The organism is Chitinophaga sp. 01L420 (genome assembly GCF_056399985.1).
Genome location: NZ_JBFTSK010000020.1, coordinates 70497 through 86611 on the forward strand (window position 1 = coordinate 70497; position 16115 = coordinate 86611).

Below are 16115 nucleotides of genomic sequence, written 5' to 3' on the forward strand. Positions count from 1 at the left end.
GTGAAGATCTTCACCCGGTACGGCGCGTTGTGCACCGCGCATAGTTGCCATTTTTTTTAATAGTAATTATCTAAAAATCAACCATCAGAATTATGGATCTAATCTCCGTGAGGGATCGCTATGTCCCTATGCGAATCAACCAACCATACATTAAGAAAAAGGGCAAAACAGGTTTTATTATGAAGATCATTTTCTTGTATTTTTTTCTGCTGGCATTATCCGTTCAGCTCCTGCCAGCCTCACCGCTGTCGGCACAGGAACTGGGAAAGAAAACAATTACACTTGGCCTGAGAGATGAAACACTCCACAGTGCCATTAAAAAAATTGAGCAGGCCAGCGGGTTTCTTTTTGCTTATCCGCCAACTGCTGTAGCAAAATACAAACATATTACACTGCCCACTGCCAGCCGCTCTGTAAGTGCTACCCTGAATGCCGTACTGGAAAATACCAACCTGGCTTACCGGGAGGTAGACAGCAGCGTGGTATTGTTTGTAAAACCTGCTACTAATCCGGGTATCACCGACAACGTGGAGGCGGAGCTACAACAACAAACTATTATAACCGGCCGTATCCTCGATGAAAAAAGTGGCGACCAGATAGTGGGCGCCACTATTATTGAAAAGGGAAACAAAATACTCAATGGCACCACTTCTAACGAAGTAGGTGCTTTTAGATTACCGGTGACCCTTTCCGCTGGTAAAGCCATATTACAGATCACCTACGTAGGTTACGAATCGAAAGAAGTGGAAGTGCGCAAATCTGCCAATCTCACCATTAAACTCAGCACCAGTTCCAAATCACTGAATGCGGTAGTAGTCACCGGTTTGTTTTCCAGACCAGCAGAAAACTTCACGGGTGCAGCCACTTCCTATACCAAAGAAGAACTGACCAAGGTATCCGGTAACAGTGTACTCAGTGCACTCAGTGCCCTCGACCCTTCTTTCCAGATGCCTCAAAACATCAATGCCGGCTCTAATCCCAACACATTGCCCAATGTAGTGGTAAGAGGCGGCAACAGCCTGGGAAGTCTGAATGGAACCAACCAGAGCAATGTATACGACTTCACCACCAGCCCCAATACACCACTGTTCATCATGGATGGTTTCGAGGTATCACTGCAACGGGTAAACGATTTTGATATGAATCGTATCGCCAAAGTAACTATTTTAAAAGATGCTGCCGCCACTTCCATTTACGGCTCCCGTGCAGCCAACGGCGTTATTGTGATTGAAACTATCCGGCCGCGTGAAGGCCGTTTACGTGTAACCTATACCGGTAGTGTTGTGGCAGAGTTACCTGACCTGAAAGGATATGACCTGGTTAACTCAAAAGAAAAGCTGCAACTGGAAAAAGAGGCTGGATTGTACAATGGTTACCCTAACCCGGTTTGGCAGGAAAGAAAAGATTTTCTATACAACTACCGCCTGGCGGAAGTTGCCAAAGGTATCAATACCGACTGGCTCAATGTTCCCCTGCGTAATGGTATTGGCAGCACACATAACCTCTATGTGGAAGGTGGCTCCGAATCAATATTGTATGGGCTCAACGGCACTTATAATACCACAGAAGGTGTCATGAAAGGCTCCAGCCGACAGAATATTTCCGGTAACACCTATTTATCCTATCGCTATAAAAATTTCTTATTCAGGAACGACCTCACCCTCAATTTTAACAAGTCTGTTAACTCACCCTATGGTTCATTTTATACCTATACCAAACTAAATCCTTACTGGTCGCCTTACGATGCAGACGGACGTCCAAAGTACTACCTGGAAGATATCCGGTTTTACGACGGTGCACGCCTGGCTTCACAACTGAACCCTGTTTATAACGTATCATTACACACCATTGATCAGGCGACCCAGCAAAATATTACCAATAACTTTTTTGCACAATGGCAGGCAAAAGAATGGCTGCGATTTACCGCCCGTTTTGCTTACCAGCGCACTACCACCGGCGGAGATAACTTCCTGCCGGCACAGCATACCTCATTCGACAGTATCCCCATAGAACGCTATTATGAAAAAGGATCCTATACCAAAGGCTATGGCCTGAGAAACACCATTGACGGTTCTTTTATGGCAGACCTGAATAAATCCTTCGGAGCACATATGTTCTTTGGTTCACTGGGTACTACCATCCGGCAGGATAAACTGACTTCAGAATCATATACCATCAATGGTTTCCCCAACGATAAACTGGACCAGGTATCACTCGGAAATGGTTATAAAACCGGTGCCCGCCCATTAGGCCTGGAAGGACTTACCCGCCTGTTGGGATATTTCGCCAACCTAAGCTATGCGTACGATAACCGCTACCTGCTGGATGTATCCTACCGTTTGGATGGGTCCTCACAATTCGGCGCCAACAAGCGTTTTGCTTCCTTCTGGAGCGTAGGCGGCGGCTGGAATCTTCATAACGAAAGCTTCCTGAAAAACAGTGCGGCTATTAACCGCCTGAAATTACGCTACTCATATGGCTACACCGGCTCCTCAAATTTTGCCAGCTACCTTGGACTTACTACCAGCAAGTATTACACCGACCAGGACTATTTATATCACCTCGGTACTTCCCTGCTGGGCTTTGGCAACCCCAATCTTGCCTGGCAGCAAACCGCAAAAAGTAATGTTGGTATGGATGGTACTTTCTTCAAACGACTGGATATAACCGCCAACTATTTCCAGGAGAAAACAAAAGGATCCGTAGTATCCATCACTACTGCTCCGTCTACCGGCTTCTCTATGTACATGGATAATATGGGTGATGTGGTAAGTAAAGGATACGAAGTAAACCTGCGTTATACCATTTTCTCGAATCCCCGTAACCGCGACAGTTGGTCAGTGTTTGCCAACGGTTTCCATGTGCAGAATAAGATTGAGAAAATTTCCAACACCCTGGAACAACTCAACAAAAAGAATACAGACTCACTCAGCACTGCACCGTTGGCTAGGTTTGCGGAAGGCCGCAGTACTACCGCTATATGGGCAGTACCATCACTGGGCATCGACCCTTCTTCCGGAAGGGAAATTTACCGCACCCGCAACGGCACTACCACAACAGTGTACGATCCGTTGGACCAGGTAATTGTAGGCGATACCCGCGCCACCCTGGAAGGAACCTTCGGAACCAACTTTGAAAAAAGAGGCTTCGGGGTAAACCTTTACTTCCGCTACAGGTTCGGTGGCTATACTTATAACCAAACACTGGTCGACAGAGTAGAAAGCGCAAATATGAATCTCAATGTGGATCGCCGCGTATTTGAAGAACGCTGGAAAAAGCCGGGGGATGTTACTTTTTACAAAGGCATTGTAGATAACAACGGATATACCATTACATCTACTACCTACGCCACCTCACGCTTTGTACAAAAAGATGATTGGCTGAGCCTCGAAAGTGCTTCGCTGTACTATCGTTTAAGCGACGCGCAGAACGCACGGTTACGCCTGCACGATACCAAGGTGACACTCTTTACCAATCAACTGTTCTGGTGGTCAGGTATTAAGCGGGAAAGAGGTTTGGACTATCCTTTCAGCCGCAGCTTCACTTTACAGTTACAAACTACTTTTTAATCTTAAAGGGATCTGAACATGAAACATCTACGCAATATACTTTTCCTGGTAGCTTCCTCGGCCACACTCACACTTACTTCCTGCAAGAAATGGCTGGATGTAAGGCCCAAAACAGAGATCAAGGAATCAGAACAATTTTCTACGGAACAGGGATTTAAAGATGCCTTGTACGGCAGCTATCAGAAAGCAGCCGATGGACAACTGTACGGTGCCAACCTCACCTTCAGCTTCCTGGAAGTGCTGTCGCAGGGATACGACAACACCACGAAAATAGATCACGACTTTTTCTACGCGGCTACCTATCAATATAACAATGCCGGCATAACAGCCATCATCAATAATATCTGGGGGAGTATGTATGCCACCATTGCGCAAACAAATTATATACTGAAGAACATTGATGACAAAAAATCCATCTTTGCTGCCGATAATTATAATATCATCAAAGGGGAAGCACTGGCGCTGAGAGCATTCCTTCATTTCGACCTGCTGCGCTTATATGCGCCCTCGCCAAAGTCAGATGCCAATGCTACCGCCATTCCTTACATGACCGCCTTTACCGTAACACCACAGGCACGTTTGAAAGTAAGCGAGGTGATAGCGCTTTGTGAAAAAGACCTGAAAGAAGCAGAAACATTATTGAAAGTATATCCGCAAATGACCAATCCCGGTGGCAACGATGACTTCCTCGCCTTTCGCAAAAACCGGATGAACTACTGGGCAGTAAAAGCATTATTGGCAAGGCTCTATCTCTATAACAACGATAAAGTACATGCACTTCCTTACGCGAAAGAAGTAATCGCCAGCAATAACTTTCGTTTCATCACATCTGCTGAACTGACTGCCAATGCGAAAGATCTCGACAGGACCTTTACACCGGAACACATATTTGCGATCTATGTTTCCAAACTGAAGGATCCGGTGACCAGCTATTTCATGATGGCTACCGGCGACAAGATCTACAAGAAATTTACCGTTACAGAAGAACGCAGAAAAGCAGTGTTCGAAACCTCGTCAGGCGGAAGCACCGACATCCGCTTTGTGAGCAACAGCCTGTGGAGTGTAAGCAATGGAATTATTTTCCCCGGTAAGCTCTGGCAGATAGATGAAAACAGGGAAGAACTGAAGAAAAGAATCCCTGTAATATCGCTCTCTGAGATGTATTACATCGCAGCCGAAAGTGAACCTGCTCCTGCAGAAGGACTCAAATGGCTGAATAAGATCAGGTCTGCCCGTAACATTGCAGAACTGCCGGCTGGCCTGGATGCAACTACTTTGCAGAATGAAATATTTAAAGAGTATCGTAAGGATTTTATCTGCCTGGGACAACTCTTCTTCTATTACAAACGGTTAAACCTGGCTAAAATTGAAGGCTCCCTGAATGGTACCATCAATAACACGCAGTATGTACTGCCATTGCCTAACCAGGAAATAGAGTTTGGAAAGTAATCATATCTGCATCTTCATAAATCATCAAACATGAAAAATATTTCCAGGCTGATAGCAACAGCCATATTATATCTGCTGGTAAGTGCATGTGGTAAAGAAGAGCGGCTGATGTATAAAGAAGCCCCTGCTATCTATTTCTCAAGGGATTTTGTAATGCCCGATAGCATCAATTATACTTTCGTGGTTAAGCCTGATACTGTATTGAAAGATACGGTGTACCTCAATATCCGGATCAGCGGACTGGCTACAAACGCAGACAGAAAATTTAATCTCGTGATCGCAGACAGCTCCACTGCTGTAAAAGGAAAACATTTTGATATAGGCCCCACCGTTATAAAGGCTGGTCAATATGCGATTAAGTTTCCGGTATACCTGTTCCGCACCGCAGACATGAAAGACAAGGTGTTCTCTATTTATTTTCGTATAGCCTCCTCCGATGATTTTGCTGCAGGATTCGGCAACAGTCTGAATTACCAGGTAAGGATAACGGATAAGTTGCTGAAGCCGGCCGACTGGAGCGACTTCTTTTACGGCGCCTATTCATTGACCAAACACCAGTTTATGGTATCAAGACTGGGCACTACTGCCATCACGATGGGCACCGGCGCACAGTTCTCTGAGATCATGTCTATTCTGCAGAAAATGCGGGTGGAACTGGTGAAGTATGAAAATGAGAATGGTCCGCTGATAGACGAAAATGGCAACCGGGTAACCTTTCCAGCCATTTAACCTGTTACTTTTTTTCTTTATCCTAAAAGTTGCAATATGAAATTGTCGATATATAACTGGTCAGGTGTTTTACTGCTGCTGATGCTCACGCTGTCCGGCTGCCTGAAAGACAACAGCAATAAAGACGTTAAACCCATCAATGAAATTACGATCTCCGATACTACGGCGGTAGCTGCTGTACTGCAGTTTGATACCTTAACAGTGAAACCGGATATCAAGGAATCTATTCCTGTGGGTGACAAAGGACTGGTGTATGAATGGAGTATCCATCAGAACGATTCTGAAGATGCGTACCCGGTGTACATCCTGGACAGCACCCGTTATCTGCATCAGTCGATCCGCGTAAAGCCCGGCATCTACCGGCTTATTTACAAAGTAACGGTAAAGGCTTCCGGCGTGTCWTATTTTAAATTTTTCAACCTCAAGGTGATCAACCGTTTCAGCGAAGGATGGCTGGTGATGGAAGACCTGTCCGGTAAAACGGATATGACGATTATCCTGGGAACAGATACTTCTTTCCATCATATTTTCACGGAGCTGAATAAAGACTATACACTGAACAATCCGTTGCAGGTAGCTACTACCAACCATTACGGCGACAAATCCGTGTGGATGTTTGGCGCGGATAACGCCATAGAACTGGAGTATACCCAAATGACAAAGCTCACGGATTATACCAGGTGGTTCTGGGAAACACCGGCTGTATTTCATCCGCAAAAGTTCAGGCAAATTAACACTGGTGTATATATCCTGATTAACAACGGGCTTTTGCATGCACGTTTTGCCGGAGGTTTTCCGGGAGATGTAAAATACCTGAATACACTTCCTTTCCCGGGCGGCAAAGGCGATGATTATTATTTCTCTTCCTATACCGGTGTTGGTCCGCAGCCTTATACGGATGAAAAAACGCCGTATACGGCTTTCTTCTATGATACAAAAAGTAAAGGCTTTGTGTATCTCTCAGGTGCCTCCCTGATCCCTTCATTGGTGGCTTTCAGCGCTCCGCAGGCGGGTAGTTATTTCGACATGCGCAATATTGGGCTGGATCTGTTGGCCATGGATCAGGGCAATGCTTCTTATCTGAATAATGCCATTTTTAAAGATAACGGCAATATTTATTTATACCAGATAGATGCCAACCGCTCAGATCCCGCTATTGCTAAAAAACTGATCACGGGTGATGCCCCTGAACTGGCAACTTTCTCCAAAATGACCAGTTCCAGGAAATTACAGCAGATCTATTTCCTGGTGAATAATAATATCCATCTGTATGATATTCCTTCCGGTAAAGCCCGCGTAATCAAAGCGGTTCCGGCCGGAGAGCAGGTAACGTACCTGCAGTGTACCGGCAACGATGTAATGGTAGGCACCTGGAATGGTACAGAGGGAAAACTGTACCGCTATAAGATTAGCCCGTTGGGTGATTTCCAGGACGTAAAAGTATTTACCGGATTCGGCAAAATTGTAAGCATGACCTATAAAGCAGCATAACATCAAAACCCACTATTAATATGAAAAAATCAATCGCCCTGCTGGCTGCCGTTACTGGTATGCTTTCTGTACAGGCACAAAACGGAAAGGGCTATACGATTAATGGCGTGATCCATGGCCAGGATACCGGCAAGATATATCTGAATACGTTTATGCTCCCCGATCATAAGCCGGATTCCACCATGCTGAAAGATGGTAAGTTTACTTTTAAAGGTAAAGTGAGTTCCCCGCAGCTATATGCCATATGGCTGGAGCACCAGCATGGTGGCGGATCTTTGTTCCTGGAAAACAGCAACATTACGTTTATTGCCGGGAAGGATTCCATGTCGGCCGCAAAAATTACCGGCTCTTCAGCAGATCCACTCTATAGAGTATGGGATGCCCAATGGGAAGCCATCCGCCAGAAGGCCGGTAAATTATATGGTCGTGCCGACGCAGCAGAGAAAAATAAAGATAGCGTGGAGCGTAAAGCTGTCACTGCAGCATTCGCTGATTTAGATAAGGAACTGGATAGCACCGTTACTGCTTTTATAAAAAAGTCTCCCGCCTCCCCTGCATCGGCAGCTGTTGTGCTGGAAAGGTATATCATGTATTCCTACCCTGAAAAGGCCGCAGCGGCCTGGCAACTGCTCGCTGAGCCGGCAAAAAAAACAGACTATGGGCTGGCTATCAAAGCGGCGCTCGATAAGCACGCCAAAATGAGTGTAGGCGCCCGTCCTGTCATGTCTCTTCCGGATACTACCGGTAAACTCGTAAAGCTATCTGACTATAAAGGCAAAGTAGTACTGGTAGATTTCTGGGCCAGCTGGTGTGGTCCCTGCCGTGCTGAAAATCCCAATGTAGTAAAAGCGTATCAGCGTTTCCACGACAAAGGCTTCGATATCCTGGGCGTATCACTGGACACTGATAAAAAAGCCTGGCTGAAGGCGGTGGGTAAAGACGGCCTGACCTGGACACATGTTTCTGATCTGAAAGGATGGAAAAGCAATCCGATATTGGAGTTTGGCATTTCCGGCATCCCTACCAACTTTATCATGGATGGTACCGGGAAAATAATTGCGCAAAACCTGCGTGGAGAGGACCTGGAAAAGAAACTGGAAGAAGTATTTAAAAAATAATGGCTTAAAAAGGAAGAGGCGGTATAAAAGTGGTTTTAAACTTTTTATACCGCCTCTTCTATTATCGTTCTATATCATTTACTTCTTTCCGGCCAGCATGGGCACAAACGAGAAATTGTCGAACAGCTCCTGCTCGTTCTCGGTGTCACTGACCTTGGTAATCCGCAACATACGCTGTACATCCTGTCCGCCCACCGGAATCACCATCTTACCTCCCACTYTCATCTGCTGCAGTAGCTTTTCGGGAATATGCGGCGCCGCGGCAGTTACCAGCACCTTGTCAAAAGGGGCATAGGTAGACAAGCCTTCGTAACCATCTCCATAAAATAAACGGAGATTGGGGTACTGGGACTTAAAGGGAAACAGTTTTACCTGGTCAAAGAGCTTACGTTGCCGTTCTATGCTAAAAACACTGGCTTTCAGCTCCGCCAGCACACAGGCCTGGTAACCACTGCCCGTGCCTATTTCCAGCACTTTCTCATAGGGCTTGATTTCCAGCAACTGGCTCTGATAGGCCACCGTATAAGGTTGTGAAATAGTTTGTCCTTCCCCGATAGGAAAGGCCCTGTCGTCGTAGGCTATACTCTCAAAAGCCGTATCAAGGAAAAAATGCCGGGGAATATTGCCAATAGCCGCCAGTACATTTTCATCTGTAATACCTTTCTGACGGATACTATCAACTAACTGTTTGCGTAATCCTTTTTGTTTATAAGTATCTTCATACCGCCTCATGGCCGCAAAATTAACCATTACGGGCGATTTTCAATGTATTTTGGAATCTGTAATTTCCAACATTCGTTTTTTTATTTTTACTTTACAATCCATTTTAGCATTTACGGCTTACAAAAAAAGAACCATGGATATAAATATTGAAAACAAAGTATCGCAATGGCTCAACGGGAATTATGACGCGGAAACCGTTGCCACACTGAAGAAAATGCAGGAAGGCAACCCCGATGAACTCAACGACGCCTTTTACCGCAACCTCGAATTTGGCACCGGTGGCCTCCGGGGGATCATGGGTGTAGGTACCAACCGCATGAATAAATATACCCTTGGCATGGCTACGCAGGGTTTTGCCAATTACCTTAAAAAAACCTTTACCGGCGAAATTAAGGTGGCCATAGCACATGATAGCCGCAATAATGCCCGCTTCTTTGCGGAAACCGTTGCCAACGTTTTTGCTGCCAACGAAATCAAAGTGTTTCTTTTTGAAAGCCTGCGTCCTACGCCGGAACTATCTTTCACCATCCGTCACCTGCAATGTCATGGCGGTGTGGTACTCACAGCGTCTCATAACCCGAAGGAATATAATGGTTACAAAGCCTACTGGAACGATGGCGCCCAACTGGTGCCTCCCCACGATGGTAATGTGATCCGTGAAGTAGAAAATATCGCCTCCCCTGATGAAGTGAAGTGGACTGGCGGTGAAGCCAATATCACCCTCATCGGCAAAGAAGTGGATGAAGCCTACCAGAAAGAACTGGTCAGTCTCTCTATCAACCCGGACATCATCCGCCAGCAACATGATCTTAAAATAGTATATACCCCCATTCATGGTACTGGTATTACCCAGGTGCCTGCGGTACTGCAACAGTATGGTTTTACCAACATAAACATCGTACAGGAGCAAGCTACCCCGGATGGCAACTTCCCGACCGTAGTATATCCTAACCCTGAAGAGTCCGAAGCCATGAGCCTGGGCCTCAAAAAGGCGAAGGAACTGGATGCCGATATCCTCCTGGGTACCGATCCGGATGCGGATCGTGTAGGCATTGCCGTGAAAGACCTGAAAGGCGAATGGATCCTGTTAAACGGTAACCAAACCGGTGTACTGTTATTTAACTACATCGTGGAAGCCCGCAAACGCAAAGGCCTCGCTAAACCAAACGATTACATCGCCAAAACCGTAGTTACTTCCGATCTGATCGATGTATTTGCTGCCAAAAACAATATCACCTGCTACAATGTACTGACCGGCTTCAAATGGATCGCCGACCTGATCCGCCGCAAAGAACCACAGGAAAACTTCATCTGTGGCGGGGAAGAATCATATGGTTATATGATCGGCAACAATATCCGGGATAAAGATGCCATCTCCTCTGTAGCCATGATTTGCGAAATGGCAGCCTATGCACGCAGCCACGGCAAAACATTGTTCGAAGAACTGATCGACATCTACGTACGCTACGGCTATTACAAAGAAAGCCTGATCTCTATTACCAAAAAGGGAATGAGAGGGGCTGAGGAAATCGCCGAAATGATGCGCGGATACCGCGAAAATCCACCAGTGACCATCAATGGTTCTCCGGTAGTAACGCTCTACGATTACCAGCTGCAACAGATCAGGGACATCAAAACCGGTGATATTAAGGCACTGGACCTCCCTAAATCCAACGTACTACAGTTTTTACTGGCAGACGGCAGCAAAATTTCTGCCCGCCCTTCCGGTACAGAACCTAAGATTAAATTCTATTTCAGCGTAAATGCGCCACTAAACAGTGCAGCAGACTATGATAAAGTAACCGCGGAACTGGATCAGAAAATAAATGGCATTATTCAGGACATGGACCTGAAATAATAGAATTACGAATTGGGAATTACGAATTACGGATTTGTAAGTAGATAAATGCAGAAGATCTTCACGTATATCTACCCACAAATCCGTAATTCGTAATTCCCAATTCGTAATTCCCACTAACCCGCATGAAAAGACCACTGCTTATCCTGATCCTGATGCTGCCCTTCCTGTGCAGCAAGGCACAAAAAAAAGTGCCTTTTTTTTCTATTCCGGATACCACTGTTAACTCCCATGTATGGCTGCTGAGCGGCACTACCATGGCATTATATGGTGCAAGTCTTGCTGCCCTCAATACGGCCTGGTACAAAGGTTATCCCAGGTCAGGGTTTCATTATTTCAATGATATGGGGGAATGGAACCAGATGGACAAGGCTGGACATATTTTCAGTGCTTATTTCATTGGAAAATATAGCCGTGAAATGTGGCGCTGGTCGGGACTTCCCCGTAAAAAACAAATCTGGATAGGTGGCCTTAGCGGTTTCGCTTATCAATCCGTTATTGAAGTACTGGATGGCTATTCTTCCGAATGGGGATTTTCCTGGGGAGATATGGGGGCTAATGCGATAGGCTCCGCCCTGTTGATCAGCCAGGAACTGGCGTGGGATGAACAACGCATTCAATTAAAGTTTTCTGCACATCCGCAGCATTATGACGACCCGGTGCTGCAGGAGAAAGCCGATCAGCTTTTCGGCACCACCTATTGGGAAAGAACACTGAAAAATTATAACGGTCAAACCTATTGGCTGTCTGTAAACCTTTACGCCTTTCATAAAGACAGCTGGATTCCAAAATGGCTGAATATTGCAGTGGGCTATGGCGCGCAGGGCATGATCGGCGGCAGGGATAACACCTGGACAGATTCCCATGGCATCCACCAGGACTACAGTGAACTACAGCGTATACGGCAGTTTTATTTGTCTCCGGATGTAGACTTTACCAAAATCCCTACCCGGAAAAAGGGCATCAAAGTCCTGTTCCAGGTATTAAATATGATCAAATTTCCAGCTCCCACTTTAGAAATCAATTCGCAGGGGCATATGAAAGTACATGCTATCTATTTTTAAGATGGCTTATTCGAAATAGGCGGAAATAATCTCCTCACCGTTCATCTCCACCAACACCATATCCTGTAAAGTAGTTGCCAGTGAATAACCTACAAAGTCAACGGACAGTGGGAAGGATTTATGCTTGCGGTCTACCAGCACAGCGGTCTGGATTTTTTTTGGGAGAAATTTCAGCAGTGGTTTCAGGGCATACAACATAGTGCGGCCGGAGTTGGCCACATCATCCACCACTACGATTACTTTATTGTTGAAGTCAATTTCTTCAGACACCACTACTTCACCCGGATTTTGTTTATCCAGGTGCAGTTCTATAATATGGGTTTTCAGGGGAGATATCTGTTCCAGTATAGCCGCGATCTTATGGGCGATGATCACACCACGATCCCAGATGCCTGCTAAAATGATATCCGTACCATCGCTGTTCAGTTCATAAATTTCGTAAGCGATACGTTCAATTTTCTTTTGAATGATATCCTGCGTTAGAATGATATTCCTGTTTTCCATGGTTGCAAAAATAAGCAATTCGTCATTAGCAGTTAGCCATTGATAAAAAAATCAAATACACTAAATGCTAACAGCTAATGGCTGACAGCTAAAAAAGACATAAATTAGGGAGTCAAATCTGAGATAATGCGAATTGTACAAGAATTATTATTTGTTATCCTCTTTGGGGCAGCGGTATATCTTTTTGCCCGTAAGGCAGGACAGATAAGGAAAAACATACTGCTGGGAAGAGATGAAGACCTGAGTGACCATCCTGACCTTAGATGGAAAAATCTCCTGTTGCTGGCATTTGGGCAAAAAAAGATGTTCCGTAATCCGCTGGTGGCGGTACTTCACTTTTTTGTGTACGCCGGCTTTCTGATCATCAACCTGGAAATCCTGGAGATCATCCTCGACGGTATTCTGGGCACACATCGTTTATTCGTTCCCGTATTAGGCAGTTTATATCCTGTATTAATCAGCTTATTTGAAGTGCTGGCAGTACTGGTACTCAGCGGCTGTGCCATCTTTTTAATACGCAGGAATATTTTAAAGCTGAAACGCTTTATCAGTAAAGACCTGGATGGATGGCCGCGTTCAGATGCCAACTATATCCTGATCACAGAAATTGTGCTGATGTTCCTGTTTCTGACCATGGATACGGCAGACCAGGCGCTACAGGCCAGAGGCGTTGCACATTATATGCCTACCGGACAATTCTGGATTTCAGGGATGTTTACACCGCTGTTCAACGGGCTTTCTGACGGCTCACTGGAAGCCATAGAACGTGGTTGCTGGTGGCTGCATATCGCCGGGGTGCTGGCCTTCCTGAACTATCTCCCTTACTCCAAACACCTGCATATTATACTGGCGTTTCCGAATGCTTACTTTGCCAGCCTGGAACCCAAAGGTGAAATGGAAAATATGCCGGCAGTACAACATGAGGTACAGCTGATGTTACAGCCGGAGCTGGCTGCCAACGCGCCTGCATCCGACACCATGCCTAAGTTCGGCGCCAAAGATGTAATGGATCTTACCTGGAAAAATTTACTGGATGCCTATAGTTGTACAGAATGCGGCCGTTGCAGTGCTGCCTGTCCGGCAAATATCACCGGTAAACTGTTGTCGCCCAGGAAAATTATGATGGATACCCGCGACCGCCTGGAAGAAGTAGGCCGCAACATTAAAGCAAATGGCACCTTTACAGATGATAAGAAAGCATTGTTACGCGATTATATTTCTGAAGAAGAATTGCGTGCCTGCACCACCTGTAACGCTTGTGTACAGGAATGTCCGGTAAGCATTAACCCACTGGATATCATCCTTCAGCTGCGCCGCCACCTCGTAATGGAAGAATCCAGCGCGCCGGCAGAATGGACCGGGATGTTCAGCAACATTGAAAATAATATGGCCCCCTGGAAATTCAGTATGGACGACCGGGACAAATGGGCCACCGAATAACGCCGGCCTTATTTAATCAATCGCCATCATTTTCGGTATTACTTTAAAAAAATCAGAATGCATATTAAAACAATGGCAGAATATGCCGCAAACGGAGAAACCCCTGAAGTCCTTTTCTGGGTGGGTTGTGCAGGTAGTTTTGATCAGCGTGCCCAAAAAATCACCAAAGCATTTACCACCATCCTTGATAAGGTGGGGATTCAGTTTGCTATTTTAGGAAAAGAAGAAAGCTGTACAGGAGATCCTGCAAGAAGAGCAGGTAATGAATTCATTTTCCAGATGATGGCGCAGAATAATATACAGCTGCTGAATATGTACGGCGTAAAAAAAATAGTAACCGCCTGCCCCCATTGTTTTAATACACTGAAAAACGAATACCCTGCACTGGGAGGTAATTACGAAGTTATTCACCATACCACTTTCCTTCAGTCACTGATTGATGAAGGAAAAATAAAGATGCAGGAAGGCGGTACTTTCAAAGGAAAAAAAATTACTTACCACGACTCCTGCTACCTCGGACGCGCCAATAATATATATGAAGCACCCCGCAAAGTACTGGAAACACTGGATGCAGAACTGGTAGAAATGAAGCGCTGCCGCAGTAAAGGCTTATGCTGTGGTGCCGGTGGAGCACAAATGTTTAAGGAAGAAGAAAAAGGTACTACCCGTATCAATTTTGAACGCGGACACGAAGCGGTGGCTACCGGCGCCTCCGTGATTGCTTCCAATTGTCCGTTTTGTATGACCATGCTAACGGACGGAGTAAAAGAAGTAGGTAAAGAAGACGAAGTAAAAGTGCTGGACATCGCGGAATTAATCGCTCAAAGCATGAAATGAAATCAATTGCCTAAATTTGTGACATGAATACTAACAACATCTTCCCTTCAGGCTTCTCTCCGGCCTCCAGGGTGTGGATATACCAGAGCAACAGACCGTTCAATGAACAGGAGATACTTGAAATCAATGAGCAGCTACAACAGTTTACAGCGCAGTGGAACGCACATGGAGCGCCTGTAAAAGGCTGGGGACAGGTAGTACTGAACCAACTGATCGTGCTGATTGCAGATGAATCACAGACAACCGTAAGTGGTTGCAGCACAGATAGTTCAGTTCGAATCATTAAAAGTATAGAAAAACAGTACGAGGTAAATATGTTTGATCGTCTCCTGCTCGGCTTCATCGTGAAAGATAAAGTACAGCTGTTGCCTATGGCCCAGGTGGCTTATGCCCTGGAAAAAGGCTATATAGACGAAAATACCATCTACCTGAATAATACGGTATTGACCAGGCAGGAACTGGATACCCATTGGCTGCAACCGCTGAAAGACAGCTGGATTGCCAAAAAGCTGGGTGTAAAGGCATAAACCGGGTAACGTCATTATCAGCCCTGTAACAGTAATGCTGTTACAGGGCTTTTATTTTAAACTATTTCCAATTGAGTCAGCTCTCTTCCCAATTCTCTTACGCCTCCCAATATCTTATGTACCTGTTTTTCGCTTGGCTTTTTTGAACCCGCAATATATTGGGATAACAACGTATAATTCATGCCAATGCGTTGCGCAAAAGCTTTTGCATTGATTTCACTATAATACTCAAAAAACTGATGCAGGTCCAGGTGAATGACTACATCCTTTTCCCCTACTGGCTTCATTCGCTTGTAGGCTCGATACTCGTTCAGCGCATTAAAAACATTTTGTTTCAATTCCTTCATGTGCTTCCCGGTAGTACCTACCGGCGTTGCCTCAAAATTTGAAGCGTACGCAGAATAACCGGTAGCCGTTTTTTCAACTACAAATAAGTATTTCTTCATATCTCGTCGTGATTTATAAAAATAAGTGCAATTATTTTAGCCCTGCCTGTTTTAAAATTCTTTCTTCAAGTCCTTTACCCATTTCTGCACTGCCGTGATCTGGAAAAACAATCTCTATTCCTGGTTTATCTTCATGTATCATAATCAGGTGACTACCCTTGCCTTGCCCCAATACACGCCACCCTGCCCTCATTAATTTTCGCTTTAATTCAGAACATTTCATGACCAATCCGGTCAGCTACAAAAGTAAATTATAATATACTTATTAACCAAATAAAAGTATATTAAAATACACCTCTCTTTTTCTCCTGCTGCCATTCTGTCATTTTGTTGTTTTTATTACCTATTTTTGCCTTCCAA

General features: G+C 45.2%; 14 protein-coding genes. 10 read left to right on the plus strand and 4 right to left on the minus strand.

Translation table 11 applies throughout. The features are described 5' to 3' along the window. The first annotated feature begins 179 nt into the window (after positions 1 to 179). From AC1DP6_RS19695 to AC1DP6_RS19715, 5 genes are read left to right on the plus strand one after another with little or no spacing between them, the layout of a single operon-like run. On the plus strand, positions 180 to 3569 hold the full coding sequence (locus AC1DP6_RS19695) for a SusC/RagA family TonB-linked outer membrane protein (protein WP_477056361.1): 3390 nt from the start codon (positions 180 to 182) through the stop codon (positions 3567 to 3569). An 18-nt stretch (positions 3570 to 3587) separates the two neighbouring features. Beyond that, positions 3588 to 5018 (plus strand): RagB/SusD family nutrient uptake outer membrane protein, encoded by a 1431-nt coding sequence (locus AC1DP6_RS19700; protein ID WP_477056362.1) that lies wholly within the window; start codon positions 3588 to 3590, stop codon positions 5016 to 5018. A gap of 30 nt (positions 5019 to 5048) precedes the next feature. Then, positions 5049 to 5747: a DUF4843 domain-containing protein gene (locus tag AC1DP6_RS19705; protein WP_477056363.1), complete on the plus strand. Its 699-nt coding sequence runs from the start codon at positions 5049 to 5051 to the stop codon at positions 5745 to 5747. A gap of 36 nt (positions 5748 to 5783) precedes the next feature. Then, complete coding sequence (locus tag AC1DP6_RS19710; RefSeq protein ID WP_477056364.1) at positions 5784 to 7238, plus strand: PKD-like family lipoprotein; 1455 nt, start codon at positions 5784 to 5786, stop codon at positions 7236 to 7238. Between the two features lie 20 nt (positions 7239 to 7258). After that, positions 7259 to 8356: a redoxin family protein gene (locus AC1DP6_RS19715; protein ID WP_477056365.1), complete on the plus strand. Its 1098-nt coding sequence runs from the start codon at positions 7259 to 7261 to the stop codon at positions 8354 to 8356. Between the two features lie 78 nt (positions 8357 to 8434). Here AC1DP6_RS19715 and AC1DP6_RS19720 read toward each other — a convergent pair whose 3' ends face one another. Beyond that, positions 8435 to 9088 carry a protein-L-isoaspartate(D-aspartate) O-methyltransferase gene (locus tag AC1DP6_RS19720; RefSeq protein ID WP_477056366.1) on the minus strand — a complete coding sequence of 218 codons (654 nt, stop codon included), beginning with the start codon at positions 9086 to 9088 and terminating at the stop codon, positions 8435 to 8437. 124 nt (positions 9089 to 9212) lie between these two features. Here AC1DP6_RS19720 and AC1DP6_RS19725 point away from each other — a divergent pair, with 124 nt between their 5' ends. Both AC1DP6_RS19725 and AC1DP6_RS19730 read left to right on the plus strand, forming a co-directional pair. Next, the gene (locus AC1DP6_RS19725; RefSeq protein WP_477056367.1) at positions 9213 to 10937 is read left to right on the plus strand and encodes a phospho-sugar mutase; all 1725 of its coding nucleotides are present in this window, start codon (positions 9213 to 9215) and stop codon (positions 10935 to 10937) included. Between the two features lie 125 nt (positions 10938 to 11062). Continuing rightward, positions 11063 to 12001, plus strand: coding sequence for a DUF2279 domain-containing protein (locus AC1DP6_RS19730; RefSeq protein ID WP_477056368.1), 939 nt, complete (start codon positions 11063 to 11065; stop codon positions 11999 to 12001). A gap of 6 nt (positions 12002 to 12007) precedes the next feature. On the opposite strand, the gene AC1DP6_RS19735 is transcribed toward AC1DP6_RS19730, so the two are convergent. After that, on the minus strand, positions 12008 to 12505 hold the full coding sequence (locus tag AC1DP6_RS19735; protein ID WP_477025369.1) for a phosphoribosyltransferase family protein: 498 nt from the start codon (positions 12503 to 12505) through the stop codon (positions 12008 to 12010). A 126-nt stretch (positions 12506 to 12631) separates the two neighbouring features. Between AC1DP6_RS19735 and AC1DP6_RS19740 the strand changes: the two genes are divergently transcribed. The 3 genes from AC1DP6_RS19740 to AC1DP6_RS19750 are packed head-to-tail and all read left to right on the plus strand — an operon-like array spanning position 12632 to position 15309. Next, the gene (locus tag AC1DP6_RS19740; RefSeq protein ID WP_477056369.1) at positions 12632 to 13945 is read left to right on the plus strand and encodes a 4Fe-4S dicluster domain-containing protein; all 1314 of its coding nucleotides are present in this window, start codon (positions 12632 to 12634) and stop codon (positions 13943 to 13945) included. A gap of 57 nt (positions 13946 to 14002) precedes the next feature. Further along, the gene (locus tag AC1DP6_RS19745) at positions 14003 to 14782 is read left to right on the plus strand and encodes a (Fe-S)-binding protein (protein WP_441574421.1); all 780 of its coding nucleotides are present in this window, start codon (positions 14003 to 14005) and stop codon (positions 14780 to 14782) included. A 23-nt stretch (positions 14783 to 14805) separates the two neighbouring features. After that, positions 14806 to 15309: a hypothetical protein gene (locus AC1DP6_RS19750; protein ID WP_477056370.1), complete on the plus strand. Its 504-nt coding sequence runs from the start codon at positions 14806 to 14808 to the stop codon at positions 15307 to 15309. 56 nt (positions 15310 to 15365) lie between these two features. On the opposite strand, the gene AC1DP6_RS19755 is transcribed toward AC1DP6_RS19750, so the two are convergent. Together AC1DP6_RS19755 and AC1DP6_RS19760 are read right to left on the minus strand one after the other, a co-directional pair. Next, the gene (locus AC1DP6_RS19755; protein ID WP_477056371.1) at positions 15366 to 15755 is read right to left on the minus strand and encodes a hypothetical protein; all 390 of its coding nucleotides are present in this window, start codon (positions 15753 to 15755) and stop codon (positions 15366 to 15368) included. Positions 15756 to 15786: 31 nt separating this feature from the next. Further along, complete coding sequence (locus AC1DP6_RS19760; RefSeq protein WP_477056372.1) at positions 15787 to 15978, minus strand: type II toxin-antitoxin system HicA family toxin; 192 nt, start codon at positions 15976 to 15978, stop codon at positions 15787 to 15789. Between the last annotated feature and the right edge of the window lie 137 nt (positions 15979 to 16115).